25 protein-coding genes are annotated in these 21,459 nt (G+C 72.2%); 9 read left to right on the top strand and 16 right to left on the bottom strand.

What is annotated here, in order from left to right:
* Positions 1 to 10: 10 nt before the first annotated feature.
* From ASD23_RS04220 to idi, 7 genes are read right to left on the bottom strand one after another with little or no spacing between them, the layout of a single operon-like run.
* Positions 11 to 895 carry a prenyltransferase gene (locus ASD23_RS04220; RefSeq protein ID WP_056006631.1) on the bottom strand — a complete coding sequence of 295 codons (885 nt, stop codon included), beginning with the start codon at positions 893 to 895 and terminating at the stop codon, positions 11 to 13.
* Entirely contained in the window at positions 885 to 1,190 is a 306-nt protein-coding gene (locus tag ASD23_RS04215; protein ID WP_056006628.1) for a lycopene cyclase domain-containing protein, read from the bottom strand. The genes ASD23_RS04220 and ASD23_RS04215 overlap by 11 nt, the downstream gene beginning before the upstream one ends.
* Positions 1,187 to 1,522, bottom strand: a complete 336-nt coding sequence (locus ASD23_RS04210) for a lycopene cyclase domain-containing protein (protein WP_056006625.1) — start codon at positions 1,520 to 1,522, stop codon at positions 1,187 to 1,189. Before ASD23_RS04210 ends, ASD23_RS04215 begins: the two co-directional genes overlap by 4 nt.
* Positions 1,519 to 3,084: a phytoene desaturase family protein gene (crtI, locus tag ASD23_RS04205; RefSeq protein WP_056006622.1), complete on the bottom strand. Its 1,566-nt coding sequence runs from the start codon at positions 3,082 to 3,084 to the stop codon at positions 1,519 to 1,521. The genes ASD23_RS04210 and crtI overlap by 4 nt, the downstream gene beginning before the upstream one ends.
* Positions 3,081 to 4,004, bottom strand: a complete 924-nt coding sequence (locus ASD23_RS04200) for a phytoene/squalene synthase family protein (RefSeq protein ID WP_056006619.1) — start codon at positions 4,002 to 4,004, stop codon at positions 3,081 to 3,083. Before ASD23_RS04200 ends, crtI begins: the two co-directional genes overlap by 4 nt.
* Positions 4,001 to 5,065, bottom strand: a complete 1,065-nt coding sequence (locus ASD23_RS04195; protein ID WP_056006616.1) for a polyprenyl synthetase family protein — start codon at positions 5,063 to 5,065, stop codon at positions 4,001 to 4,003. Before ASD23_RS04195 ends, ASD23_RS04200 begins: the two co-directional genes overlap by 4 nt.
* Positions 5,062 to 5,625 (bottom strand): isopentenyl-diphosphate Delta-isomerase, encoded by a 564-nt coding sequence (gene idi / locus ASD23_RS04190; RefSeq protein ID WP_056006614.1) that lies wholly within the window; start codon positions 5,623 to 5,625, stop codon positions 5,062 to 5,064. Before idi ends, ASD23_RS04195 begins: the two co-directional genes overlap by 4 nt.
* A gap of 74 nt (positions 5,626 to 5,699) precedes the next feature.
* On the opposite strand from idi, the gene ASD23_RS04185 reads away from it, so the two are divergent.
* Positions 5,700 to 6,269, top strand: a complete 570-nt coding sequence (locus ASD23_RS04185) for a MarR family winged helix-turn-helix transcriptional regulator (RefSeq protein ID WP_056006610.1) — start codon at positions 5,700 to 5,702, stop codon at positions 6,267 to 6,269.
* Between the two features lie 6 nt (positions 6,270 to 6,275).
* Here ASD23_RS04185 and ASD23_RS04180 read toward each other — a convergent pair whose 3' ends face one another.
* Positions 6,276 to 6,716: a pyrimidine dimer DNA glycosylase/endonuclease V gene (locus ASD23_RS04180; RefSeq protein ID WP_056006607.1), complete on the bottom strand. Its 441-nt coding sequence runs from the start codon at positions 6,714 to 6,716 to the stop codon at positions 6,276 to 6,278.
* A 73-nt stretch (positions 6,717 to 6,789) separates the two neighbouring features.
* Here ASD23_RS04180 and hemQ point away from each other — a divergent pair, with 73 nt between their 5' ends.
* The 4 genes from hemQ to ASD23_RS04160 are packed head-to-tail and all read left to right on the top strand — an operon-like array spanning position 6,790 to position 10,533.
* On the top strand, positions 6,790 to 7,524 hold the full coding sequence (gene hemQ / locus ASD23_RS04175) for a hydrogen peroxide-dependent heme synthase (protein WP_056006604.1): 735 nt from the start codon (positions 6,790 to 6,792) through the stop codon (positions 7,522 to 7,524).
* A complete protein-coding gene (locus tag ASD23_RS04170) occupies positions 7,524 to 8,774 on the top strand; it encodes a ferrochelatase (RefSeq protein WP_056006601.1) in 1,251 nt (416 codons plus the stop codon). Before hemQ ends, ASD23_RS04170 begins: the two co-directional genes overlap by 1 nt.
* The gene (gene hemC / locus ASD23_RS04165) at positions 8,771 to 9,724 is read left to right on the top strand and encodes a hydroxymethylbilane synthase (protein ID WP_268753184.1); all 954 of its coding nucleotides are present in this window, start codon (positions 8,771 to 8,773) and stop codon (positions 9,722 to 9,724) included. The genes ASD23_RS04170 and hemC overlap by 4 nt, the downstream gene beginning before the upstream one ends.
* Before the next feature lie 14 nt (positions 9,725 to 9,738).
* Positions 9,739 to 10,533: a uroporphyrinogen-III synthase gene (locus ASD23_RS04160; protein WP_056007832.1), complete on the top strand. Its 795-nt coding sequence runs from the start codon at positions 9,739 to 9,741 to the stop codon at positions 10,531 to 10,533.
* Between the two features lie 67 nt (positions 10,534 to 10,600).
* Here the strand turns inward: ASD23_RS04160 and ASD23_RS04155 are convergent, their stop codons facing one another.
* Positions 10,601 to 11,500, bottom strand: coding sequence for an SDR family NAD(P)-dependent oxidoreductase (locus ASD23_RS04155; RefSeq protein WP_082571169.1), 900 nt, complete (start codon positions 11,498 to 11,500; stop codon positions 10,601 to 10,603).
* Between the two features lie 96 nt (positions 11,501 to 11,596).
* Between ASD23_RS04155 and hemB the strand changes: the two genes are divergently transcribed.
* The 3 genes from hemB (at position 11,597) to ASD23_RS04140 (ending at position 14,422) form a co-directional block, all read left to right on the top strand.
* Positions 11,597 to 12,595 carry a porphobilinogen synthase gene (gene hemB, locus ASD23_RS04150; protein WP_082571168.1) on the top strand — a complete coding sequence of 333 codons (999 nt, stop codon included), beginning with the start codon at positions 11,597 to 11,599 and terminating at the stop codon, positions 12,593 to 12,595.
* Positions 12,592 to 13,917, top strand: coding sequence for a glutamate-1-semialdehyde 2,1-aminomutase (gene hemL, locus ASD23_RS04145; protein ID WP_056006599.1), 1,326 nt, complete (start codon positions 12,592 to 12,594; stop codon positions 13,915 to 13,917). The genes hemB and hemL overlap by 4 nt, the downstream gene beginning before the upstream one ends.
* Positions 13,918 to 14,047: 130 nt before the next feature.
* A complete protein-coding gene (locus tag ASD23_RS04140) occupies positions 14,048 to 14,422 on the top strand; it encodes a hypothetical protein (RefSeq protein WP_056006597.1) in 375 nt (124 codons plus the stop codon).
* Positions 14,423 to 14,645: 223 nt separating this feature from the next.
* Here the strand turns inward: ASD23_RS04140 and ASD23_RS04135 are convergent, their stop codons facing one another.
* Positions 14,646 to 15,026 (bottom strand): DUF1304 domain-containing protein, encoded by a 381-nt coding sequence (locus ASD23_RS04135; RefSeq protein ID WP_056006594.1) that lies wholly within the window; start codon positions 15,024 to 15,026, stop codon positions 14,646 to 14,648.
* A gap of 40 nt (positions 15,027 to 15,066) precedes the next feature.
* Positions 15,067 to 15,717, bottom strand: a complete 651-nt coding sequence (locus tag ASD23_RS04130; RefSeq protein ID WP_056006587.1) for an FMN-dependent NADH-azoreductase — start codon at positions 15,715 to 15,717, stop codon at positions 15,067 to 15,069.
* A 177-nt stretch (positions 15,718 to 15,894) separates the two neighbouring features.
* Here ASD23_RS04130 and ASD23_RS04125 point away from each other — a divergent pair, with 177 nt between their 5' ends.
* Complete coding sequence (locus ASD23_RS04125) at positions 15,895 to 16,284, top strand: winged helix-turn-helix transcriptional regulator (RefSeq protein WP_056006584.1); 390 nt, start codon at positions 15,895 to 15,897, stop codon at positions 16,282 to 16,284.
* 15 nt (positions 16,285 to 16,299) lie between these two features.
* Here the strand turns inward: ASD23_RS04125 and ASD23_RS04120 are convergent, their stop codons facing one another.
* From ASD23_RS04120 to ASD23_RS04100, 5 genes are all read right to left on the bottom strand, one after another.
* On the bottom strand, positions 16,300 to 17,448 hold the full coding sequence (locus tag ASD23_RS04120; RefSeq protein ID WP_056006582.1) for a winged helix DNA-binding domain-containing protein: 1,149 nt from the start codon (positions 17,446 to 17,448) through the stop codon (positions 16,300 to 16,302).
* A gap of 2 nt (positions 17,449 to 17,450) precedes the next feature.
* Positions 17,451 to 18,281 (bottom strand): ABC transporter permease, encoded by an 831-nt coding sequence (locus tag ASD23_RS04115; protein ID WP_056006579.1) that lies wholly within the window; start codon positions 18,279 to 18,281, stop codon positions 17,451 to 17,453.
* A complete protein-coding gene (locus tag ASD23_RS04110) occupies positions 18,278 to 19,177 on the bottom strand; it encodes an ATP-binding cassette domain-containing protein (RefSeq protein ID WP_056006576.1) in 900 nt (299 codons plus the stop codon). Before ASD23_RS04110 ends, ASD23_RS04115 begins: the two co-directional genes overlap by 4 nt.
* A gap of 186 nt (positions 19,178 to 19,363) precedes the next feature.
* Positions 19,364 to 20,137 (bottom strand): isocitrate lyase/PEP mutase family protein, encoded by a 774-nt coding sequence (locus ASD23_RS04105; protein ID WP_056006573.1) that lies wholly within the window; start codon positions 20,135 to 20,137, stop codon positions 19,364 to 19,366.
* Positions 20,138 to 20,221: 84 nt separating this feature from the next.
* Positions 20,222 to 21,436, bottom strand: coding sequence for a cysteine desulfurase-like protein (locus tag ASD23_RS04100; protein WP_056006569.1), 1,215 nt, complete (start codon positions 21,434 to 21,436; stop codon positions 20,222 to 20,224).
* Positions 21,437 to 21,459 lie beyond the last annotated feature (23 nt).

Genomic DNA, 21,459 nt, shown 5'->3' with positions numbered 1-21,459 from the left:
GAGCTGACGGTCACGCCGTGATGGCGGCGTACCAGATGAGCAGCATCGTCACGAGGAATCCGACGACGTAGTTGATGACGAGGAAGAGCCGCCACCCGGCGTTCGCGCGACCCGACGACGCGTCGGTGACGCTCCTGAACGGTGCGGCCGCCGCGATGTACGGCACCACGAGCACCGCAGCGAGCGGGCCCGGCCACGAGGTGGCGAGCATGAGCACGCCCGCCGTCGCCCACATGGCGATCGCGAACCGCACGGTGCGTCGTGCACCGAGGGCGGTCGCGATCGAGGCGATGCCCGCGGCGCGGTCGGGCACCACGTCCTGCACGGCACCGAAGGCGTGGCTCGCGATGCCCCACGCCAGGAACGCGAGCAGCAGTGCGATGAGGGGCGGCGTGAACGCCGCTCCCGCGAGCACGAGACCGTACACCGCCGGGCTCACGAAGTGCACGCTCGACGTCAGCGAATCGAGGAACGGCACCTCCTTGAAGCGCAGCCCGGGCACCGAGTACGCCGCGACCGCGAAGAGGCTCACGGCGAGCACCGCCCATGACGCAGGCCCGCCCATCGCGAGCAGCACGACGACGAACGGCACGCAGCTCGCGATGGCCGCGATGATCGTCAGGCGATGCCGATCCGGCACGAGGAGCGCCCCCTCGACGCCGCCCTTGCGCGGGTTCGCGGCGTCCGAGGCGTAGTCGAAGACGTCGTTCACGCCGTACATCGCGAGGTTGTACGGCACCAGGAAGAAGAGCGTCCCGACGACGAACGCGACGTCGATCTCGCGTGCGGTCAGCAGGTACGCGGCGACGAACGGGAACGCGGTGTTCACCCAGCTCAGTGGCCGGGAGGCGGTGAAGAGGTCGGCGATCACGCTGCGGCGGGTGTCAGTCGGCATCGGTTCGTCCTCCCATGAGGTTCCAGAGTCCGCTGAGGAGGAGCACGCCGGCGATCGGATAGGCGAGGTCTTCGAGCGGGGCGAGGCCCACGCGGACTCCCGAGATGTGCGCATCGGCGTAGTCGAACAGCCCCGTCGCGATCATGATCGAGTCGAACGCGATCGTGAGCGCGACGAGCACGAGCGCGGAGAGCAGCACCGCCCGCCCATGGCCGCGTGGCCCGCGATGCCAGGCGGCCGCGGCGACGATGCCCGCCACCAGGAGGAAGGCGGCGGAGAGCAGCAGGTAGGTCATCGACGCACCGCCTCCTTCACTGCGATCAGGCGGAGCGCGCCGGTGTAGAGCACGAGCGTCAGGTAGCAGAGGAAGCCCAGGAAGACGAGCTCTTCGAGGGGCAGTTCGGGAGCGAGCAGGATGCCGGTGCTCACCGCGTTCTCGCCACGATGGAAGATGCCGAGGGCGATGCCCGCGATGTCCCACGCCAGGAAGAACACGAGCCCTGCACCGAGCACGACGATCGCCCGCAGTCGCCGTCCGGGGACGCCGAACACGAGTCGGAACCGGGCGTCGAGCAGCGCCATGCAGGCGATGGCGGCGAGGAGCACCCCGAGGTAGGCGAGCGTCATGCCGTCACGCTCCGCACGGTGGGCTCGGCGAGCGGGCCGGCGCCGCGCTCGCCGAGCAGCGCCTTCGCCACGAGCTCGGCGCTGATCAGGCACATCGGCAGCCCGATGCCGGGCACCGTGGTCGCTCCCGCGAAGTACAGGTCCTTGACCGTGCTCGATGCGGTGCGCCCCCGCAGGAAGGCGCTCTGGCGCAGCACGTGCGCCGGTCCGAGCGCCGAGCCGCGCCACGAGTTGAAGTCGGCCTCGAAGTCGGCCGGGCCGACCGTGCGGCGCACGACGACGCGATCAGCGAGGTCGGGCACGCCCGCCCACGAGGCGATCTGGGCGATCACCGCGTCGGCGATGCGCTCGACCGAGTCGTCGCCTGCGCCGTCGACGCCGCCGAGTCCGATCGACGGGTCGGCCGGCACCGGCACGAGCACGAAGAGGTTCTCGTGGCCGGCGGGCGCCACCGAGGGATCCGTCGCGCTCGGACGGCACACGTAGAGCGACGCCGGGTCGGGCACCGAGGGCGAGCGGCCGAAGATGCGGTCGAAGTTCGCCGCCCAGTCCTCGGTGAACAGCAGGGTGTGGTGCAGCAGCTGGGGGAGTTCGCCGCGCACGCCGAGCATGACGAGGACCGCGCCGGGACCGGGGTCGGCGCGGCGCCACGAGGCATCCGACCGGCTCCTCGACGCGGGAGGCAGCAACGCCGTCTCGGTGTGATGCAGGTCGGCGGCCGAGACGACGACGTCGGCCTCGGCCTCATGCGCGATTCCGTCACGATCGACGTAGCGGATGCCGCGCGCCGCGCCCGACTCGACGGTGATGCCCGTGACCCTCGCGCCCGTCACGATGCGCGCCCCGGCCTCCTGCGCCAGCCGGGCCACGCTGTCGATGACCTCGCGGAATCCGCCCTGGGGATAGAACACGCCGTCGTCGAGGTCGAAATGGCTCATCAGGTGGTACAGGCTCGGCGCCGCCGCCGGTGACGTGCCGAGGAACACGGCGGGATAGCCGAGCACCTGGCGCAGGCGCGGGTCGCGGAAGCGTCGGGCGATGAAGCGATCGAGGGGCTGCAGGAGCAGCCGGCCGAGGCGACCGATGCGCCGCAGCACCGGCGGGACGAGCAGGGTGCCCGGGGAGGAGAAGTCGTTGTAGAGGAAGTGGTCGAGCGCGAGACGCGTCGTCTCCCCGGCCGAGTCGAGGTACTGCTCGAGGCGGCGCCCGGCGCCCGGCTCGATCGCCTCGAACGCCGCCGCCGCCCGTGTCCGGTCGGACGCGAGGTCGAGCGGCTCGGACCGGTGCTCGAAGAGCACGCGGTACCCGGGCTCCAGTCGCACGAGGTCGAGCTCGGCGGCGGCGCTCGTGCCCATCAGCCGGTAGAAGTGCTCGAACACCTCGGGCATGAGGTACCACGACGGGCCGGTGTCGAAGCGGAAGCCGCCGGCGTCCCATCGGCCGGCACGACCGCCGACGGTCTCGTTCGCCTCGTAGACGGTCACGTCGTGCCCGTCGCGGGCGAGCAGCGCCGCCGTCGCGAGGCCTGCGATGCCGCCCCCGACGATCGCGACCCGGCTCATGCCGGCGCCCCGGGCAGCGGAGCGGGCCGCGACGCCGACGCCGCGGGTGCCCGCCGCGGTCGCGTGCCGGCGGCTGCGGCGAGGAGGAGGAGCTTCCGCGGCGTCGACACGCGCACCCTCGCGACGAGCAGCTCGCGCGCCGGCGTGCGGCGCAGCCGTGCCGACAGGGCGGAGAACAGCGCGTGCGCGGCGGCGACGGCCCTGCGGCATCCGCTCGGCAGCTCGGGAATCACCTCGGCGGCGATCGCGAGATCTCGATCGAGGTCGTCGAGCAGGCGCAGCTTGTCGGCTTCGCCGAGGTGCGCGGGGTCCACGCCCGGGAAGTAGCGGCGGCCGAGGGAACCGTAGTCGTCGGCGAGGTCGCGCAGGAAGTTCACCTTCTGGAACGCCGCGCCGAGATGCCGGGCCCCCCGCTGCCAGCGCGCGTCGCGCTCGTCGTCGACGGGAAGCCCCTCGCTGAAGGCGCGCAGGCACATCAGCCCGACGACCTCCGCCGAGCCGTGGATGTACTCGCGGAGCTCGGCCTCGTCGAAGTCCACCGGGTCGAGGTCGCGCCGCATCGACGCGAAGAACGGCCGCGTCAGCTCGCGCCCGAACCCCGTGGTGCGGGCCGTGCGGGCGAAGGCGTGCACGACGAGGTTCGAGCTGTATCCGCGGGCCATCGCCTGCTCGGTCTCGACCTCGAGGGCGTCGAGCATCGCGCGCCGTTCGTCCGGCCCGAGCCCGGCCTCCTCTGCCGGGCCGTCGACGATCTCGTCGGCGATGCGCACGAGCGCGTAGACGTCGGCGAGGTGGTCGCGCACCGGGCGCGAGCACAGGCGGCTCGCGAGCCCGAACGACGTCGAGTAGTGCGTGATGACCTGGGCGGAGCCGAGGTGGGCCGCGCGATCGTAGAGCGCGAGCCCGGTCGCCCCGGTCATCGTGCACGCTCCGTGCACGTGCGGGCCGTCATGGTCAGCGACTCCTGCAGGTCGTGCGGCAGGCCTGCCGCCCCGATCGAATCGACGGCGGCGGCGCAGCGCGCGTCGATGAGCCGCTCGACGCGGTCGCGGGCGCCGCTCGACTCGATCGCGCGTCGGAGTCCGGTCGCCCCGGCGTCGTCGAGCTCGGGACTTCCGAAGCCGGCGGCGGCGCGATCCCAGTCGGGATGCACGCGGGCATAGGCGACGAGCAGCGTCTCCTTGCCCTCGCGCAGGTCGGAGAGCGAGGACTTGCCGGTGACCGTCGCCGAGCCGAAGACGCCGAGCACGTCATCGCGCAACTGGAACGCGACGCCCAGATGGCGGCCGATCTCACCGAGTCGGGCGACCGAGGCCGCCGAGGCGCCGCCGAGCACCGCTCCGGCCTGGAGGGGCGCACTGAACGAATACGAGGCGGTCTTGTTCTCGATCATCGCGAGGATGTCGCGCTCGCCGGGGGCGGCACCGGCGTGCCGCACGTCGGCGTGCTCGCCCGCCGCCGCGAGGAAGACGCACTCGTCGACGATCTCGAGCAACGAGGCCCGTACCTGGCGCGGCGTCTCGAGCTCGGCCACCACCCGCAGGGCGCCCGCGATGAGCAGGTCGCCGGCGAGAATGGCGGATGCCTCGCCGTAGTCGTTGGCCCGATCGACCGGCAGCCCGCGGCCCACCCCGTCGAGCGCGAAGCGGCCGGCGACGTTGGGCGCTCCCCGTCGCACGAGGTCGTGGTCGATCACGTCGTCGTGCATGAGGAACGCGGTGTGCAGGAGCTCGAACGCCGAGGCCAGCCGCACCGCTTCCGCCGTGCTCCCACCGGCGAATGCGGCATGGGCGGCGAGCACGAGCTCGGGGCGGATGCGCTTGCCGCCCGCGGCGCCGTCGCGGGCGGCGACCCAGAGCCGGACGTAGTCGTCGCCATGGCTCGCGGCGCGCTCGAGCTGCCGGGCGAAGTAGTCGTCGAGGAACTCGGAGACGGCGATGCCGCCGCCGTCGATCCGTCGATCGAGGGTCGCGCCGATCATGATGCGATGGCCTCGCGCCGGTCGAGGGAGCCCCCGAGGAACGGCAGCAGCTGAGCCTGCAGCACGAACCACGGGCTGAACGCCCACGGCGCGTGCTCGATCGCCGAGGCGAGACGATGCGGCGCCACCCAGGCGAAGTCCATGACCTCGCCCGGGTGCGGCTCGAGCTCGGAGGTCGCGTACGCCGTGTAGACGGGGCAGAGCTCGTTCTCGACGAGCCCCGAGGCATCCGTCGCCCGGTAGTGGAAGAACGGGAGCACCGGCTCGATGCCCTCGAGCGAGAGCCCGAGCTCGAACTCGCCGCGTCGGCGGATCGCGTGCGTCAGGGTCTCCGCCGGGGCGGGATGGCCGCAGAACGAGTTGGTCCAGACGCCCGGCCAGGTCTGCTTCGAGAGGGCGCGCCGTGTCACGAGGAGCTCGTCGCGCTCGTTGAAGACGTGGCAGGAGAACGCCAGGTGGCGCGCGGTGTCCGCGCCGTGCACGCTCGACTTCGGGGCCCGGCCGATGGCACGGCCGTCGGCGTCGAGGAGCACGACCTCTTCGATGTCGCTGAGGGTCATGGGGACTCCCTCCTTTGCTGCATTGGCTAGAAGTTAGCTTAGCGAGAAATACACAAACTGGCTAGAATCAAGCCATGGCAACTGAGCGGGAGGGGCGGCACGACATCGCGGCCGCGATGCACGACCCCCGCATCTCCGACCACGACGAAGAACTCGTGAACCGGTCCGGACTCGACGACGAGCAGGTCGACCAGATCGTGCGCGTCATGCAGAGCCTGCGCGGATGGCACGAGGCGGAGCGCCGCATGAGCGAGGCGTCGAGCCGCTACATGAAGCTCAACCCCACCGACATGCGCGCCCTGCGCTTCCTCATCGCCGCCCGCAACCAGGGCGAGATCGCGACGCCCGGCGCGATCAGCGAGTACCTCGGCATCTCGAGCGCGTCGACGACCAAGCTGCTCGACCGGCTCGAGCGCGGCGGCCACATCGTGCGGGCGCCGCACCCGAGCGATCGGCGCGCGCTCGCCATCTCGGTGACCGACGACACCCGCATCGTCGCGCGCGAGTCGGTGGGCCGCTTGCACGCCCGCCGATTCGACGCCGCGGCCGCGCTCACCCCAGACGAGCGCGAGGTCGTGATCCGGTTCCTCGACGCGCTCAGCGCGACCGAGCAGGATCAGGCGACCGAGCAGGATCACGAGTAGCCGCGATCACGGCGCGGCCGCGCGCTCCCAGGTCGCGACCGGACCGTCGACGACCGTGAAGAGCGGATGCGGGTCGGGCAGCTCGATGCCCGACCACCGGGCAGCCAGCTCGGGGCTCCTGACCGACAGCTTCCTGAGCAGGTGCTCCCACTCGAGCGCGAGCTGGCCGTCCGTCACCTCGAGCCGCACCGCGGGCGCACTCCGCCGGTGCACCTTGCTGCCGTCGAAGCGGTAGCCGCGGGCGGTCGCCTCCTCGGCGATGCCGGCGAGGTGGTCGCCGATCGCGCCGAGGGGGTCGGACGCGGCGCGGAACCGTTCGAGCTGCGGGTGCCGGGTGTAGCCCCGGGTCGCACCCTCGAGCACCGCCTGCGCGAGCAGGGTCTCGCGCCAGCAGGCCGTGAGCCCCTGGCGATCGAGGTAGCGCGGGTGCAGCGACCAGATCCTCATCCGACGAGCGTACGTCGCCGGGTCATCCGCACGCTCTTTTGGCCGATCACGCGGAAAGGGGGAGACTGGAGACATGTCTTCCCCCGCTGCCGAAGCGGCAGCCGACGCGCTCCGTCCCGAATCCGAAACCGATTCTCCCGAGGGCTTCACGGTGTTCGCCGTGCTCCGGCGGGATCCGGCGAGGCCCGATGACTACGACGGCCACGACGTGCGCCGGGTCGTCGAAGAACTCGACGGCGTCATCGCGCTCGTCGAGAACGAAGGGGTCACCCTTCGCGGCATCTACGACGTCTCGGGGCTCCGCGCCGACGCCGACGTGATGCTGTGGCTGCACGGCCCCACCGCCGAGGGCCTGCAGTGGGCCCTCCGCGAGCTCCGCCGCGCCCGTATCCTGAAGCACCTCCTGCCGACCTGGAACGCGATGGGCGTGCACCGCGACGCCGAGTTCAACAAGTCGCACGTGCCGGGCTTCCTCCGCGGCATCGAGCCCAAGTCGTGGCTCACCGTCTACCCCTTCGTGCGCAGCTACGAGTGGTACCTCCTGCCCTCCGAGGAGCGCAGTCGCATGCTCGCCGACCACGGCCGCAAGGGTGCCGCGTTCCGCGGGGCCATCGCCAACACCGTCAGCGCCTTCGCGCTCGGCGACTACGAGTGGCTGCTGCCCATCGAGTCCGACGAGCTCACCGAGCTCGTCGACCTCATGCGCGAGCTCCGCGACACCGACGCCCGCCGACACGTGCGCGAAGAGGTGCCCTTCTACACGGGCCGCCGCATCACGACCGCCGAGCTCGTGGAGGTGCTGCAGTAATGGCCGCGGTCAACCTCGGCTCGGATGCCGCGACGGCACCGTCCCACGGCCGCAAGCCGGCTCCCGCCGCCTCCGCACCGTGCGCCCTCGGGGCGATCGTGCCGGGCGCGACCCCGGCCGCGCAGGACGGCCCCGAGCACGTCACCGAGCCCGTCGCCTACGACGCGATCCTGCTCGCGGGCTTCGGCGGACCCGAGGGGCAGGATGACGTCATCCCGTTCCTGCGGAACGTCACGAGCGGCCGCGGCATCCCCGACGAGCGGCTCGAAGAGGTCGCCCACCACTACCGCCACTTCGGCGGCACGAGCCCCATCAACCAGCAGAACCGCGAGCTGAAGGCGGCGCTCGAGTCCGAGCTCGCCAGCCGCGGCATCGACCTGCCCGTCTACTGGGGCAACCGCAACTGGGACCCGTACCTCAACGACGCGCTCGCCGAGGCGAAGGCCGCAGGGCACACGAGGCTCATCGCCATCGCCACGAGCGCCTACAGCTCGTACTCGAGCTGCCGGCAGTACCGCGAGGACTTCGCCGACGCGCTCGCCGACACGGGCCTCGGCGACGAGGTGCAGATCGACAAGGTGCGGCAGTTCTTCGATCACCCCGGTTTCGTCGCCCCGTTCGTCGAGGGCGTGCGAGACGGCCTCGCGGGCCTCGAGGCATCCGGAGACCTGAACCGCACCACCGAGATCGAGGTGCTCTTCGCGACGCACTCGATCCCGTCGACCGATGCCGCGAAGTCCGGCCCCGCCGAGCGCGGCTTCGGCGAGGGCGGCGCGTACGCTGCGCAGCACCGCGCGGTCGCCGAGGTCGTCATGGCCAAGGCGGGGGCGGCGGATGTCCCGTGGCAGCTCGTCTACCAGTCGCGCAGCGGCCCGCCGTCGATGCCGTGGCTCGAGCCCGACATCAACGACGCCATCGAAGAGCTGCCCGCCGCAGGCCGCAAGGCCGTCGTGATCGTGCCGCTCGGCTTCGTGAGCGACCACATGGAGGTGCTCTGGGACCTCGACAACGAGGCGCTCGAGACCGCGGAGCAGCACGGCCTCGCTGCCGTGCGCGTGCCGACGCCCGGCACGCACCCGGCCTACGTCGCCGGCCTCGTCGACCTCGTGCTCGAGCGTGTCAACGGCACGCCGGTCGCGGAGCGACCCGCCGAGACCGAGCTCGGTCCCTGGTACGACGTGTGTCGCCCAGGGTGTTGCGAGAACGTCCGCCTCGGGTTCCGGCCCGCGCTCGCCGGGATCGCGCCGTGAGCCCGGTCATCCGCGTCGGCACGCGGGGCAGCGCGCTCGCGATGGCGCAGACCCGCCAGATCTCCGAGCGGCTCGCGAAGGCCGCGAAGGCCGAGATCGAACTCGTGCCGATCACCACGCAGGGCGACACCTCTCGCGCCTCGCTCGCGTCGATCGGCGGCACGGGCGTCTTCGCCGCCGCGCTCCGCGAAGCGCTCCTCGCCGGCGAGTGCGACGTCGTCGTGCACTCCCTGAAAGACCTGCCGACCGCCGAGCACGAGGGGCTCCGCCTCGGGGCCGTGCCGAAGCGGGCCGACGCCCGCGACGCGCTCTGCGCGCGCGACGGGTTCACGATCGCGACGCTGCCCGAGGGTGCGCGCGTCGGCACGGGCTCGCCGCGTCGCATCGCCCAGCTGGGTGCCGCGCGCCCCGACGTGATCGCCGTCGACCTGCGCGGCAACATCGACACGCGCCTCGGCAAGGTCGAGGCGGGGGAGCTCGACGCCGTGCTGCTCGCCGCAGCGGGCCTCGGCCGGCTCGGCCGTTCCGATGCCGTGACCGACCTGCTGTCGCTCGGCGACTGGCCGACGGCGCCGGGCCAAGGCGCCCTCGCGATCGAGGTGCGCCGCGAGCAGGGCGACCATGCGCTCGAACGCGCACTCGACGCCGTCGACCACACGATGACGCGTGCCACGGTGCTCGCCGAGCGCCTCGTGCTCGCCGGTCTCGAGGCCGGTTGCTCGGCCCCCATCGGCGCCACCGCGTTCATGGAGGACGAACTTCTGTTCCTGTCGGCGAGCGTGTACAGTGCCGACGGGGCCCGGCGACTCGTGAGTTCGCACGCGGCCACCCCCGAAAGCCGCTCGGCCGCCGACCTGGCGGATGCGGCGCGCGACCTCGCCCAACGCGTCGTCGCGGAACTCCTCGGCAACGGCGCCGCTGATCTTGCACCACCAGAGGAGTCGCTGTGAGCGAATTCGAATCGATGACGGGTGCCATCAACCTGCCTGCCTCCGCCGGCAAGCCGCTCGCCGGATGGCGGGTGCTCGTGCCGCGCGGCGGGCCCTGGGGTGATGGCGTCGCCGCCGCCCTGCGCGCCCGTGGCGCCTCGCCCGTGGTCGCCCCGCTGATCAACTTCGCGCCGAGCGACGACCAGCCGGCCCTCGAGGCTGCGCTCGCGAAGCTCGCCGCCGGCGGCTTCGACTGGCTCACGGTCACGAGCGCGACGACGGTCGACGTGCTCTCGACCTACAACGCGGTCATCCCCGAGACGACGAAGGTCGCTGCGGTCGGGGAGACCACCGCAGCCGCGCTCATCGCGGCGGGGTACCAGGCCGACATCGTGCCCTCCGAAGACAACTCCGCGCGCGGCATGCTCGAGGAGTGGGAGGCCGCGACCGACGGCGCGTCGGGGCTGAAGGTGCTCGCACTGCGTTCGGCGATCGCGAAGCAGGTGCTCTCCATCGGCCTCGAGCGCATGGGCCACCATGTCGAGGCGGTCGTCGCCTACCGCACGATCGGCGTGCCGGTCTCCGCGAAGGTCGCCGAAGACGTGCGCTCGGGCCGTGTCAACGCCGTGCTCGTGACGTCGGGCAGCGTCGCCGAGCAGGTGCAGGAGCAGCTCGGTCCGATCCCCGAGTCGATCCTCGTGGCCGCGATCGGCCCGCAGACGAAGAAGGACGCCGCCCAGGTCGGCCTCCGGGTCGACGTGGTCGCGCGCGAACGCACCGCGGAGTCGCTCATCGACGCCGTCGTCGACGCCGCCACCGCCAAGGCCTGACCCGCAGCCGGGTCATCGGCGCGCTTCCTTGCGCCCGGCCGGCAGCCGGGTCACGGCGTCAGCCGTGTCACCGCGCATGTGCCGCGGAGGCCCCCGATGCCGTTTCCGTGTCGCCCGCCTTCGCGACGACGCCACGCATCACCGACCAGTACCAGACGGGGGCGAGCCGCGTCGCGATGTCGGCGAGTCGTGCGTCGCGCCCGATGAACACCCGCGGCCGGCGTCGTTCGATGCCGTCGACGATGCGCGCGGCGGCCTCCTGTGCCGTGGTGCGATACAGCGATGCCTGTGCGTCGGCGGCTCGCGCCGCGATGTCGGCGGGCACTCCCTCCGCGACCCGTGCGTTGTGGATGATGGCCGTCCGCACTCCTCCCGGGTAGACGGCGGACATCGTGATGCCGGTGCGCTCGAGCTCGTGGCGCAGCGCGTCCGTGAAGCCGCGCACGGCGAACTTCGAGGTGACGTACGGCACCCGACCGGCCGGAGCGCCGAGCGCGTAGAGGCTCGCGACATTGGCGATGTGCGCCGCGGGCCGCCGAGCGAGCGCCGGCAGGAACGCCTTGTTCATCGCGACGGTGCCCCAGAGGTTGATGTCGACGACCCAGCGGAACTCGTCGAGGCTCAACTGCTCGAAGCGCCCGAGCATCGAGACTCCGGCGCAGTTCAGGAGGACATCGACGCGACCGTGGGTGGCGAGCACCGCGGCCGGCAGCGCCTCGATCGCGTCGGTTTCGCGCAGGTCGATGACGTGCATGCTGACCGTGGTGCCGCCCGCACGCAGTTCCACGGCGAGGTCGTGCAGCGCCGCGCCATCGCGGTCGACGATCACGAGTTCGGCGCCGCGCTGGGCGAGGAGGCGGGCGGACTCGAGGCCCATTCCGCTCGCCGCGCCGGTGACGACGCAGACGGCGTCGCGAAGCTCGAGGCGCGCGCGGCGGGAACGGTAGGCGGGGTTGATGCGTGGCATGGTCGGGTTCCTTCGTGGCGACCACCTCGGCGCCGGTTCGATCCGGGAATCTATCACGTCAGCGACCGTCCAGCGCGGCCGACGTAGGCTTGACGGGTGAGCCCCACGCCCGTTCCCCGTGTCCGCCCGCGCCGCCTGCGTGAGACCCCGGCCCTGCGCCGTCTGGTCTCCGAGACCCGGTTGCACCCCGCCGAGCTCGTGCTCCCGATCTTCGTCCGCGAGGGCGTCTCCGCCCCCGTGCCGATCGGCTCGATGCCGGGCGTCGTGCAGCACTCGCTCTCGAGCCTGCCCGACGCCGTCGAGCAGGCGGCAGCAGCAGGCGTCGGCGGCGTCATGCTCTTCGGCGTCCCCGAGGTGCGCGACGCGCGCGGCACGGGTGCCACCGACCCCGACGGCATCCTCAACCTCGCGACGAGGGTCGCCGCCGAGGCATCCGCCGGCCGGCTCGTCGTGCAGACCGACCTGTGCCTCGACGAGTTCACCGACCACGGGCACTGCGGCGTGCTCGACGAGCGGGGCCGCGTCGACAACGACGCCACCCTCGAGCGCTACACCTCGATGGCCCTCGCGCAGGTCCGCGCCGGTTCCGAGCTCCTCGGCCTCTCGGGAATGATGGACGGCCAGGTCGCCGCGGTGCGCGACGCCCTCGACGACGCCGGGCACCACGACGCGGCGATCCTCGCCTACTCGGCCAAGTACGCGAGCGCGTACTACGGCCCGTTCCGCGACGCGGTCGAGTCGACGCTCGACGGCGACCGCCGCACGTACCAGCTCGACCCCGGCAACCGCCGCGAGGGGCTCCGCGAGGCGATGATCGACATCGACGAGGGCGCCGACGTGGTCATGGTCAAGCCCGCCGGCAGCTACCTCGACGTGCTCGCCGATGTCGCCGCGGCATCCGAGGTGCCGGTCTGGGCCTACCAGGTGTCGGGGGAGTACTCGATGATCGAGGCCGCCGCCGCCCATGGCTGGATCGATCGCAAGCGCGCCGTCATCGAGTCGGTGCGCGGCATCCGCCGCGCGGGCGCCGACGCCGTGCTCACCTACTGGGCCGTCGAACTGGCCGAGTGGATCCGCGAAGGAGACGCGGCATGAGCGCCCCCACCAATGACCAGCTGTTCGCCCGCGCGCAGGCTGCGATCCCGGGCGGGGTGAACTCGCCCGTGCGCGCCTTCCGCTCGGTCGGCGGTACGCCGCGATTCCTCGTGTCGGCCCGCGGCCCGTACGTCACCGACGTCGAGGGTCGCGAGTACGTCGACCTCGTCGCCGGCTGGGGACCCGCGATCCTGGGTCACGCCGACGCCCGGGTCATCGAGGCGGTGACGGATGCCGCGGCTCGCGGCCTCTCGTTCGGCGCGTCGACTCCCGCGGAGACCGAGCTCGCCGAGCTCGTCGAACAGCGTGTCGGCCCGGTCGGGAAGCTGCGGCTCGTCTCGACGGGCACCGAGGCGACGATGAGCGCCATCCGCCTCGCGCGCGGCTTCACGGGCCGCGACCTCCTCGTGAAGTTCGCCGGGCACTACCACGGCCACTCCGACGGACTCCTCGCCGAGGCCGGTTCGGGTCTCGCGACCTTCGCGCTGCCGGGGTCGGCGGGCGTGCCGGCCGACATCGCCGCGCTCACGCTCGTGGTGCCCTACAACGACCTCGACGCGCTCGCGGCGGTGTTCGCCGAGCACGGCGACCGCATCGCCGCCGTCATCACCGAGGCAGCGGCGGCGAACATGGGCGTCGTGCCCCCGGTCGCCGGGTTCAACCGCGCCGTCGTCGAGCTCGCGCACGCGCACGGCTCGCTCGTCATCTCCGACGAGGTGCTCACCGGCTTCCGCGTCTCGGCGGCCGGATGGTGGGGGATCGAAGACGGCACCGACACCTCGTACCCGCCCGACCTCCTGACCTTCGGCAAGGTCATCGGCGGCGGCATGCCGGTCGCCGCCCTCGGCGGCCGCGCCGAGATCATGGACCAGCTCGCGCCCCTCGGCCCCGTCTACCAGGCGGGCACGCTCTCGGGGAACCCCGTCGCGGTCGCCGCCGGCGTCGCCACCCTCAGGGCAGCGGATGCCTCGGTCTACCGCAAGCTCGACGCCACCGCCGAGGCGATCAGCGACGCCGTCTCGGCCGCGCTCGACGCCGAGGGGGTCGCGCACCGCGTGCAGCACGCCGGCAACCTCTTCAGCTTCGTGTTCGGCGAGGAGGCCGCCTCCGCGCCCGTGCGCGACTACGCGACCGTGCAGCGACAGGAGTCGTGGCGCTACGCCCCGTTCTTCCATGCGATGCTCGACGCAGGGGTCTCGCTGCCGCCGAGCGTGTTCGAGGCGTGGTTCGTCACGGCGGCGCACGACGACACGGCCATCGCCCGGGTGTTCGAGGCGCTTCCGGCTGCGGCGCGCGCTGCGGCATCCGCTCGACCGGTGTAACCGCCTGTGCAGGTTGAGCCTGTCGAGACCTCCCCGATGGTCTCGACAGGCTCGACCCGCAGAGGAAACCGTTATCGCTTTGTGGGGCGTCGACACGACACCGGGTGCGCGACTCGGGCAGGATGGAAGCATGGCGAAGCTGCGCGTGCACACCGACCGGATCGAGGTACACCTCACCCCGGCCGAGAAGTCGCTCGCGCTCCGCAGCGCCGATCTCGTCGTGCAACGCGATGACATCCGCTCGGCGACGATCACCGACGACCCCTGGATCTGGATCCGCGGCATCCGTCGTCGCGGCACCGAGGTGCCGCTCGTCGTCGCCGTCGGCGTCTGGAAGTACCACGGCGGCAGCGATTTCGTGATCGTCAAGGGCAAGCGCCAGGCGGTCGTGCTCGAGCTCGCCGCGGGGGAGTTCACGCGCATCATCCTGAGCACGAATCACGCCGCAGAGCTCATCGACCGGTTGAAGCTCACGGCGACGCCCGACATCGTCGAGGGCGACTGACCGGTACGGGCGACGAGTGCCGCGGCATCCGCTCGCTCGGCTCCTCGTCGGCTCAGGCGAAGGCGAACAGCACGAAGCCGTACGGGACGGGGCGCGGCATCCGTTCGGCTCAGGCGAAGGCGAACAGCACGAAGCCGTACGGGACGGGGCGCGGCATCCGTTCTGCTCAGGCGAAGGCGAACAGCACGAAGCCGTACGGGACGGGGCGCGGCATCCGTTCTGCTCAGGCGAAGGCGAACAGCACGAAGCCGATGAGCGGCAGCGTGCCCTGCACGAGCGCGGGCTTCAGGTAGCCGCGCCCGGTCGTCGTGAGCACCGCGGCCGCGAGGAACATGCACGCCGTCGCGAAGAGCACGAGCGTCTTGCCGACGGCCATCGCGTCGGCCCAGTACAGCACGAGGCCGAGGGCCGCGCCGATTCCGAGGAAGAGGTTGTAGAAGCCCTGGTTGTAGGCCATGGGCTTCGTGACATCGGCGGCCGCCTGGTCGGCGACGCCGAAGCGCTTCCACGTGGAGGGCCGGGTCCACCACACGCTCTCCATCAGGAAGATGTAGCCGTGCAGCAGCGCGGCGAGGGCGACGAACACGGTTCCGATGACGGCCATGTCGTGATCGTAGCGGGCGGCGCCCTCGCCGGCCCTCAGCTCACGCGGCGAACCGCTCCGAATCCGCGAACCGCTGCGCCGCCTCGATCGTGGCAGCGAGCGCCACGCGGCGCGACGCCTCGACATCGGGGTTCACGACGGTCGGTGCGAAGTGCACCTCCTCGACGTCGGCGATGCCGATGAAGCCGAGCCAGTCGCGGAAGAAGTTCGTGGTGAAGTCGGCCCCGAACGACGGCGGCAGCCCCTCGGCGTAGACCCCGCTCGTGTACACGACGAAGGCGCGCTTGCCCTGCAGCAGGCCCCGGTACCCCGAGTCCGGCGAGAAGGCGAAGGCCCAGCCGGGCTGGGTGATCACGTCGATGAGCTGCTTCAGGGGGTACGGCACGCCCGCGTTCCAGAAGGGCACGTTGAAGACATAGGCGTCGGCGGCGTCGAACCGGTCGAACACGGTGCGCGCCTGCGACCAGGCTCGCTCCTCGGCGACGGAGTGGCCCTGCCCGGCGAACGTGGCCATCTTGGCGCCGGCGGCGTCGGTGCCGAACTCGGGCAGCGAGCCGTCGAAGACGTCGAGGCGGTCGACGGTCAGTGCCTCGTCGACGGTGTGGAGTTCGTCGATGAAGCGGGTCGCGAGCTCGAGCGAGCGGCTGGCGTCGCCCCTCGCGGAGGCGTTGACGTGCAGCAGGTGGGTCATCTGGTGTCCTTCGGTGATCGACGGGGGATCCGGGAATGGATGGGCCCCTGTGGCGGTTTCGATCGTCACATCGCCGTGAAACCGGCACCAGCAGGCACTTCAGAGTGCCGTGGGATGCCGGAGGTGCCCATCCGTCCGTGTCGACCGACCTTCGTCGACCGAGAGCTTGGAGACCCAGTGACCCTGACCGCCGACCAGCAGCGCGCCGCCGCGAAGGACGCCTATGCGTCGTACCTCGCCGAATGCCCGTCACGCCAGGTGCTCGACATCCTCGGCGCGAAATGGGCGACGCTCGTGCTCCTGCCGCTCGAGGAGGGACCCCAGCGGCACTCGCAGTTGCGCGCCCGGGTCGCGGGCGCCAGCCAGAAGATGCTCACCGAGACGTTGCGCCTGCTCGAACGCGACGGCCTCGTCGCCCGGGAGGTGAAGCAGGTCTACCCGGCGCACGTCGAGTACTCGCTCACCGCCCTCGGCGAGAGCCTGATGCCGATCGTGCATCACATGAAGGTCTGGGCCGACGCGAACATGGCGGAGGTCGAGTGGCACCGGCGGGCCGCCGAGTCGTGAGCCGGCGCTGCGGCGTCAGTCGGCCGGGCGTTCGCGCTCGATCGTGACCGGCGCGCCGAGGAACCGCTCGACCTCGGCGACGGATGCCGCGAGCCCGCGCTCCTCGCGTGCCGAGAACGTGCGCCACGGCACGAGCCTGACGACCGCGTTCCTCCCGGAGGTCACGGGCGCCCAGCGGCCGGCCATCACGCCGTCGATCATGAGCGCGTGCATCGGGAACTCGGGGTGCACGGGAGTGGTGCGGCCGGGCGGCTGCAGGAAGGCCCTGGGTGCGGCGTAGCCCATGATGTACTCGTCGTAGGCCTGGAGCAGGTCGACCGCGCCTGCTGGTGGAGGCAGGGCATCCATCGCCGCCGCCGTCTGCTCGACGTCGTGCCAGTGCGTCGCCCCGTCGACCTCGATCGTCTCGACGGCGCCGACGTGGGCGCCGCCACTGCTGTCTCCGCCGCCCCCGTCGACGACCGCCGCGAACGCCCGGCGCGTGTCGCCGAGCGTGAAGCCCGACCACGCCGCGAAGTCGCGATCGGTCACCGGCCCCCGCGAGCGGATGAATCGTGCCGCGAGCTCGACGAGCACCTCGTCACGCGACTTCGGGGCCGACGCCGGCACCCGCTCGTCGAAGGCCGCATAGGTGCGCTGCCGGCCGGCGTTCGCGCCGCTGATCGCGACCCGCTCGAGTTCGGCGAGCATGAGCACGTAGGTGAAGCCGAGCCCGGTCGACGGCTGCCCGGCGGCGTCGAGCGCGGCGGCGAGCTCGGCTCGCGTGCGGTGACCGCCCGCGAGCGAGGCGGCGACGGTGTCGAGCGCGCTCGTGCCGGCCTCCCCGTCGACGCCCGTGCGCCGGTAGTAGGTCGCGTTCGCACGGTGCACCCGCTCGGCCGAGAGCTCCATGAGCCACCGGGCATCCGCCGGGTCGACGAAGTGCCAGGTCGGCCGCAGCACGTGGGTACGCAGGATCTCGCCGCGGTCGAGTGCCGCCGTCACCGCCGCGAGGTCGGGACGGCGCTCGGCCGGAACCCGCATCGCGAGTCCCCACTGCGCGGGCACGAACTCCTGCGACTGCACGGCGACGAAGTCGCGCACGACGGCCGGGGCCGAGGTCGCGCGCTCGGCTCGCAACCCCTGCACGTGCAGGCGGATGCGGCGGAGCTCGGCGAGCTGCACCCCTACGACACGTCCCGTCGCCAGGTCGTCGCGCCGCCGATCACGGTCGCCACGACCGCGATGCCGAGCAGCACGAGCCCGCCCTGCCACCACTCGAGGGTGTCGGTCGAGCCGAGCGAGGCGATGTTGTAGAAGGATGCCCCGACCAGCGCGTCGCTCGCAGCGCCCGGCAGGAACCGGCCGATCGAGGCGGTGACGTCGCTGAGCGAGGCCACGACCCGCAGGATCGGCTCGAGGAACTGGGTGAACGCGATGACGATCACGATCGCGGCCACCTGGTTGACGACGAGCACGCCGAGGCCGACGCCGATGGCACCCCAGAGCGCCATCGCGAGCACGCCGCGGCCGACGAGCGCCCACGTGTCGCTCGAGTCGAGTCCCGTGTCGAGGCCGAAGGCGGCGAGAGCCGCTGCGCCCGCGCCGACGGAGACGGCGAAGGCGACGACGCCGAGGCCCGCACCGATCACGAGCTGCGAGATGAACTTCGCGCTCAGCACGACCGTGCGGTGTGGCTCGGCGAGGAAGGTCGGCGTGAGGGTCTTGTGACGGAACTCCCCGGTCACGGCGAGGGCGCCGAGCAGCACCGGGAAGACGTAGCCGACCGACGAGGCGAAGCTGTAGATCAGCGGCGCGAGTTCGGTGCCGGGCGGCACGGTCGTCGAGCCCCCGGCGGATGCCGCGGCATCCGGATTCTCGCTCGCCCAGCCCAGGAAGGCGCCGAGGCCGCCCGACATGAAGGCGACGTAGGCGGCGAGGAGGATCGCGAGGAGCCACCACATGCGCGTCGTGAAGACCTTCTGGAACTCGGAGCCGATGGCGCGCACGAGGTTCACGACTCCTCACCGCCGCCGACGAGGGAGAGGAACGACTCCTCGAGCCCCGATCTCAGCCGGTGCAGGGCCGCGAGTTCGACGCCACCGACGAAGGCGGCATGCCCGACCCTGGCGGGGTCGGGCTCGTCGACGATGAATCCGCTGCGGCCCTCGGTGTACTCGAGTCCCGCTGCCTCGAGCGCGGCGGCCAGGGCCGGTCGATCGGGGGAGTCGGCGATCGTGCGCGGCGCCGAGTCGAGTTCGAGGCTCGAGAGCGTGCCGCTCTTCATGAGCCGGCCCTTCGCGATGATGACGACCTCGTCGACACTCTGCTGCACCTCGCTGAGCAGGTGCGAGGAGACGAGGACGGTGCGCCCCTCGCGGGCGAGGTTCTGCAGGAACCCGCGGATCCACTTGATGCCCTCGGGGTCGAGCCCGTTGATCGGTTCGTCGAGTACGAAGACGCCGGGGTCGCCGAGCAGCGTGTACGCGAGTGCGAGTCGCTGGCGCATGCCGAGCGAGTAGCCGCCGACCCGTCGGTCGGCGTAGTCGGACATGCCGACCTGCTCGAGCACGGCCGGCACGCGAGACGACGACAGCCCGGCCGCCGTCGCGTAGACCTTCAGGTGGTTGCGCGCCGTGCGCCCCGGGTGGAAGTTCGCGTCGAGCGCGGCGCCCACCGTCTCGAGCGGCCGCGGCAGCGCGGAGTACGGGGTGCCGTCGAAGGTCGCGGTGCCGGCGCTCGCGCGCTCCAGCCCGAGCAGCACCCGCAGCGTCGTGGTCTTGCCCGCGCCGTTCGGACCGAGGAATCCGGTGACCTTGCCCGGTTGCACCGTGAAGCTCAGGTCGTCGACCGCGGTCACCGGGCCGAAGTGCTTGCTGAGCCCCGAGATCTCGATGGGGATGCCGCTCGCCATGCGCTCTCCTCACGTGGGGGCGAGCTCGGTCGCGCAGGTCGCACCCCCGCACGACCCGGGCAGCCAGGCCGCCTCACGCTCACCCTAGCGAGCAAGCGGGGCCGGATGCATCCGTCGCGCGGGGGATTCGCGGATTCGGGTGCGGATCACCGGGGCCGCTGCGGCGGCCCCGGCATCGGATCAGCGTCAGTTGAGCGGCCGGATGCCCTCGGGCAGCACGCCGCCGTCGTAGAGGCTCGTCGCGAGGTCCTGCAGGGCGCCGAGGGCGACGCGCTGGGTGGTGGGTCCGTATGAGACCCGGGCGACGCCGAGCTCCTGCAGGCGCGCGGGCGCCGGCACGCCGGGCAGGCCGATGAGCGTCACCTTCAGCTCGCCGATGCCGGCGACGAGCTCGGCCACGACCTCTTCGCCGAAGATGCCGGGCACGAACACACTCGTGGCGCCGGCGTCGAGGTAGGCACGGCCGCGCTCGATGGCGTCGGCGACGTTCACCTCGAGCGGGCGCTCGCGGCCGCGGAGGAAGGCGTCGGTGCGCGCGTTCAGGGCGAAGGGGACGCCCTCGGCATCGGCGGCGGCCACTGCGGCGGTCACGGCGGCGACGGAGTCGGCGAGCGGCTTCAGCTGGTCTTCGAGGTTCGCACCCGCGATGCCCTCGGCGATCGCGCGGCGGACGGTGTCGCCGGCGTCGCCGTAGCCCGCTTCGAGGTCGGCGCTCACCGGAACGTCGACGGCTCGCGCGATGCGGCCGCACATGTCGAGCATGAGCTCGACGGGGATCTGCTCGCCGTCGGGGTAGCCGAACGTCGCGGCGATCGAGTGGCTCGCCGTGGCGATCGCCCGGGTCTGCGGCAGGGCTGCGACCGCGGCGGCGCTCACGACGTCCCAGACGTTCACCACCTGGAGCAGTTCGGGTGCGGTGTGCAGGCGGCGGAGTTCGGCGGCGGTGTCGGCGAGAGTCATGAATCCAGCGTATGGCGAGCCGATGGTCCCGATGACCGGGTTGCGGGGTCGGGTCCGTTTCCCGCCAGGTCGGTCGAGTGCGGGTCAGCCGATCGCCGCCGCGAGCCCGTCGAGCAGCCGCTCGACCTCGCTCGCATCGGTGTACGGCGCGAGGCCCACTCGCAGGCCGCCGGCGTCGCCGAGCCCGAGGCGCCGTGACGCCTCGAGCGCGTAGAAGTTGCTGCTCGGCGCGAGCACCCTGCCCTCGGCGAGGCGCTTCGTGACCTCGGATGCCTCGTGGCCGTCGAACGTCATGAGCAGCGTGGGAGTTCGGCGGGCGGCCCGCGACCACACGGTGACCCCGGGCAGCTCGGCGAGCCCGGCCTCGATCCTGGCGAGGAGCGCCGCCTCGTGCTCGTGCAGTGCCGCGTACGAGGCGATGAGCCGAGCGCGGCGCGAGCCCGCGGCATCCGCTTCGCCGTTGCCCACGAGAGCCGCCAGGGCGTCGACCGCCGCGGTTGCTCCCGCGAGCAGCTCGTAGGGCAGCGTGCCGAACTCGAACCGCTCGGGCACGGCGTTCGTCGACGGCGCCAGCTTGTCGGGCACGATCGACTCGAGCAGTTCGGGGGCGGCCGCGAGCACGCCGAAGTGCGGTCCGAGGAACTTGTACGGCGAGCACGTGAAGAAGTCGGCCCCGAGCGCCCCGATGTCGGGCAGCTCGTGCGCCGCGGAGTGCACGCCGTCGACGTAGACGAGTGCCCCGATCGCGTGCGCTGCCGCCGCGATCCCGGGGATGTCGGGCATCGTGCCGATGAGGTTCGAGGCCGCCGTGACGGCGACGAGCCTCGTGCGGCTCGACAGCACATCGGCGACGGCCTCCACCGGCAGCTCACCCGTGGCCGGGTCGAAGTCCGCCCAGCGCACGACGGCACCGACGCGCTCGGCGGCCTGCACCCACGGGCGCACGTTCGAGTCGTGGTCGAGCCGCGTCACGACGACCTCGTCACCGGCGGCCCACTGCTTCGAGAGGTGGCGCGAGAAGTCGTAGGCGAGCTGCGTGGCGCTGCGCCCCTGCACGATGCCGCGCGGGTGCCCGTCGACGAGATCGGCCATCGCGAGCCGGAATCCGTGAACGGCAGCCTCGGCGCGCTCCTCGGAGACACCGGTCGTGCCGCGGTTCGAGAGCGGGCCGGTGAGCACGGATGCCACGGCGTCGCCCACCGACCGCGGCGTCTGCGTGCCGCCCGGCCCGTCGAACTGCGCCCACCCGCTCTCGAGCGACGGGAACTCCGAACGGATGCGTGCGACGTCGTAGGCCATGGAGCGAGGATAGCCACCCGGAG

Source organism: Agromyces sp. Root1464, assembly GCF_001427265.1.
Lineage (GTDB): Bacteria > Actinomycetota > Actinomycetes > Actinomycetales > Microbacteriaceae > Agromyces > Agromyces fucosus.
The sequence above is the reverse complement of the archived record's forward strand: the minus strand, read 5'-3'. Positions and strand labels throughout refer to the sequence as shown.

What these genes read in the sequence shown, in the direction of transcription:
- ASD23_RS04135 (WP_056006594.1), bottom strand. Translation starts at nt 15,026, where the DNA reads ATGGCCGTCATCGGAACCGTGTTCGTCGCCCTCGCCGCGCTGCTGCAC.
- ASD23_RS04170 (WP_056006601.1), top strand. Translation starts at nt 7,524, where the DNA reads ATGGCCGCGGTCAACCTCGGCTCGGATGCCGCGACGGCACCGTCCCAC.
- ASD23_RS04160 (WP_056007832.1), top strand. Translation starts at nt 9,739, where the DNA reads ATGACGGGTGCCATCAACCTGCCTGCCTCCGCCGGCAAGCCGCTCGCC.
- ASD23_RS04220 (WP_056006631.1), bottom strand. Translation starts at nt 895, where the DNA reads ATGCCGACTGACACCCGCCGCAGCGTGATCGCCGACCTCTTCACCGCC.
- ASD23_RS04105 (WP_056006573.1), bottom strand. Translation starts at nt 20,137, where the DNA reads ATGACTCTCGCCGACACCGCCGCCGAACTCCGCCGCCTGCACACCGCA.
- hemQ (WP_056006604.1), top strand. Translation starts at nt 6,790, where the DNA reads ATGTCTTCCCCCGCTGCCGAAGCGGCAGCCGACGCGCTCCGTCCCGAA.
- ASD23_RS04185 (WP_056006610.1), top strand. Translation starts at nt 5,700, where the DNA reads ATGGCAACTGAGCGGGAGGGGCGGCACGACATCGCGGCCGCGATGCAC.
- ASD23_RS04180 (WP_056006607.1), bottom strand. Translation starts at nt 6,716, where the DNA reads ATGAGGATCTGGTCGCTGCACCCGCGCTACCTCGATCGCCAGGGGCTC.
- ASD23_RS04100 (WP_056006569.1), bottom strand. Translation starts at nt 21,436, where the DNA reads ATGGCCTACGACGTCGCACGCATCCGTTCGGAGTTCCCGTCGCTCGAG.
- hemL (WP_056006599.1), top strand. Translation starts at nt 12,592, where the DNA reads ATGAGCGCCCCCACCAATGACCAGCTGTTCGCCCGCGCGCAGGCTGCG.
- crtI (WP_056006622.1), bottom strand. Translation starts at nt 3,084, where the DNA reads ATGAGCCGGGTCGCGATCGTCGGGGGCGGCATCGCAGGCCTCGCGACG.
- ASD23_RS04140 (WP_056006597.1), top strand. Translation starts at nt 14,048, where the DNA reads ATGGCGAAGCTGCGCGTGCACACCGACCGGATCGAGGTACACCTCACC.
- ASD23_RS04130 (WP_056006587.1), bottom strand. Translation starts at nt 15,717, where the DNA reads ATGACCCACCTGCTGCACGTCAACGCCTCCGCGAGGGGCGACGCCAGC.
- ASD23_RS04155 (WP_082571169.1), bottom strand. Translation starts at nt 11,500, where the DNA reads ATGCCACGCATCAACCCCGCCTACCGTTCCCGCCGCGCGCGCCTCGAG.
- ASD23_RS04195 (WP_056006616.1), bottom strand. Translation starts at nt 5,065, where the DNA reads ATGATCGGCGCGACCCTCGATCGACGGATCGACGGCGGCGGCATCGCC.
- idi (WP_056006614.1), bottom strand. Translation starts at nt 5,625, where the DNA reads ATGACCCTCAGCGACATCGAAGAGGTCGTGCTCCTCGACGCCGACGGC.
- ASD23_RS04110 (WP_056006576.1), bottom strand. Translation starts at nt 19,177, where the DNA reads ATGGCGAGCGGCATCCCCATCGAGATCTCGGGGCTCAGCAAGCACTTC.
- ASD23_RS04200 (WP_056006619.1), bottom strand. Translation starts at nt 4,004, where the DNA reads ATGACCGGGGCGACCGGGCTCGCGCTCTACGATCGCGCGGCCCACCTC.
- ASD23_RS04210 (WP_056006625.1), bottom strand. Translation starts at nt 1,522, where the DNA reads ATGACGCTCGCCTACCTCGGGGTGCTCCTCGCCGCCATCGCCTGCATG.
- ASD23_RS04215 (WP_056006628.1), bottom strand. Translation starts at nt 1,190, where the DNA reads ATGACCTACCTGCTGCTCTCCGCCGCCTTCCTCCTGGTGGCGGGCATC.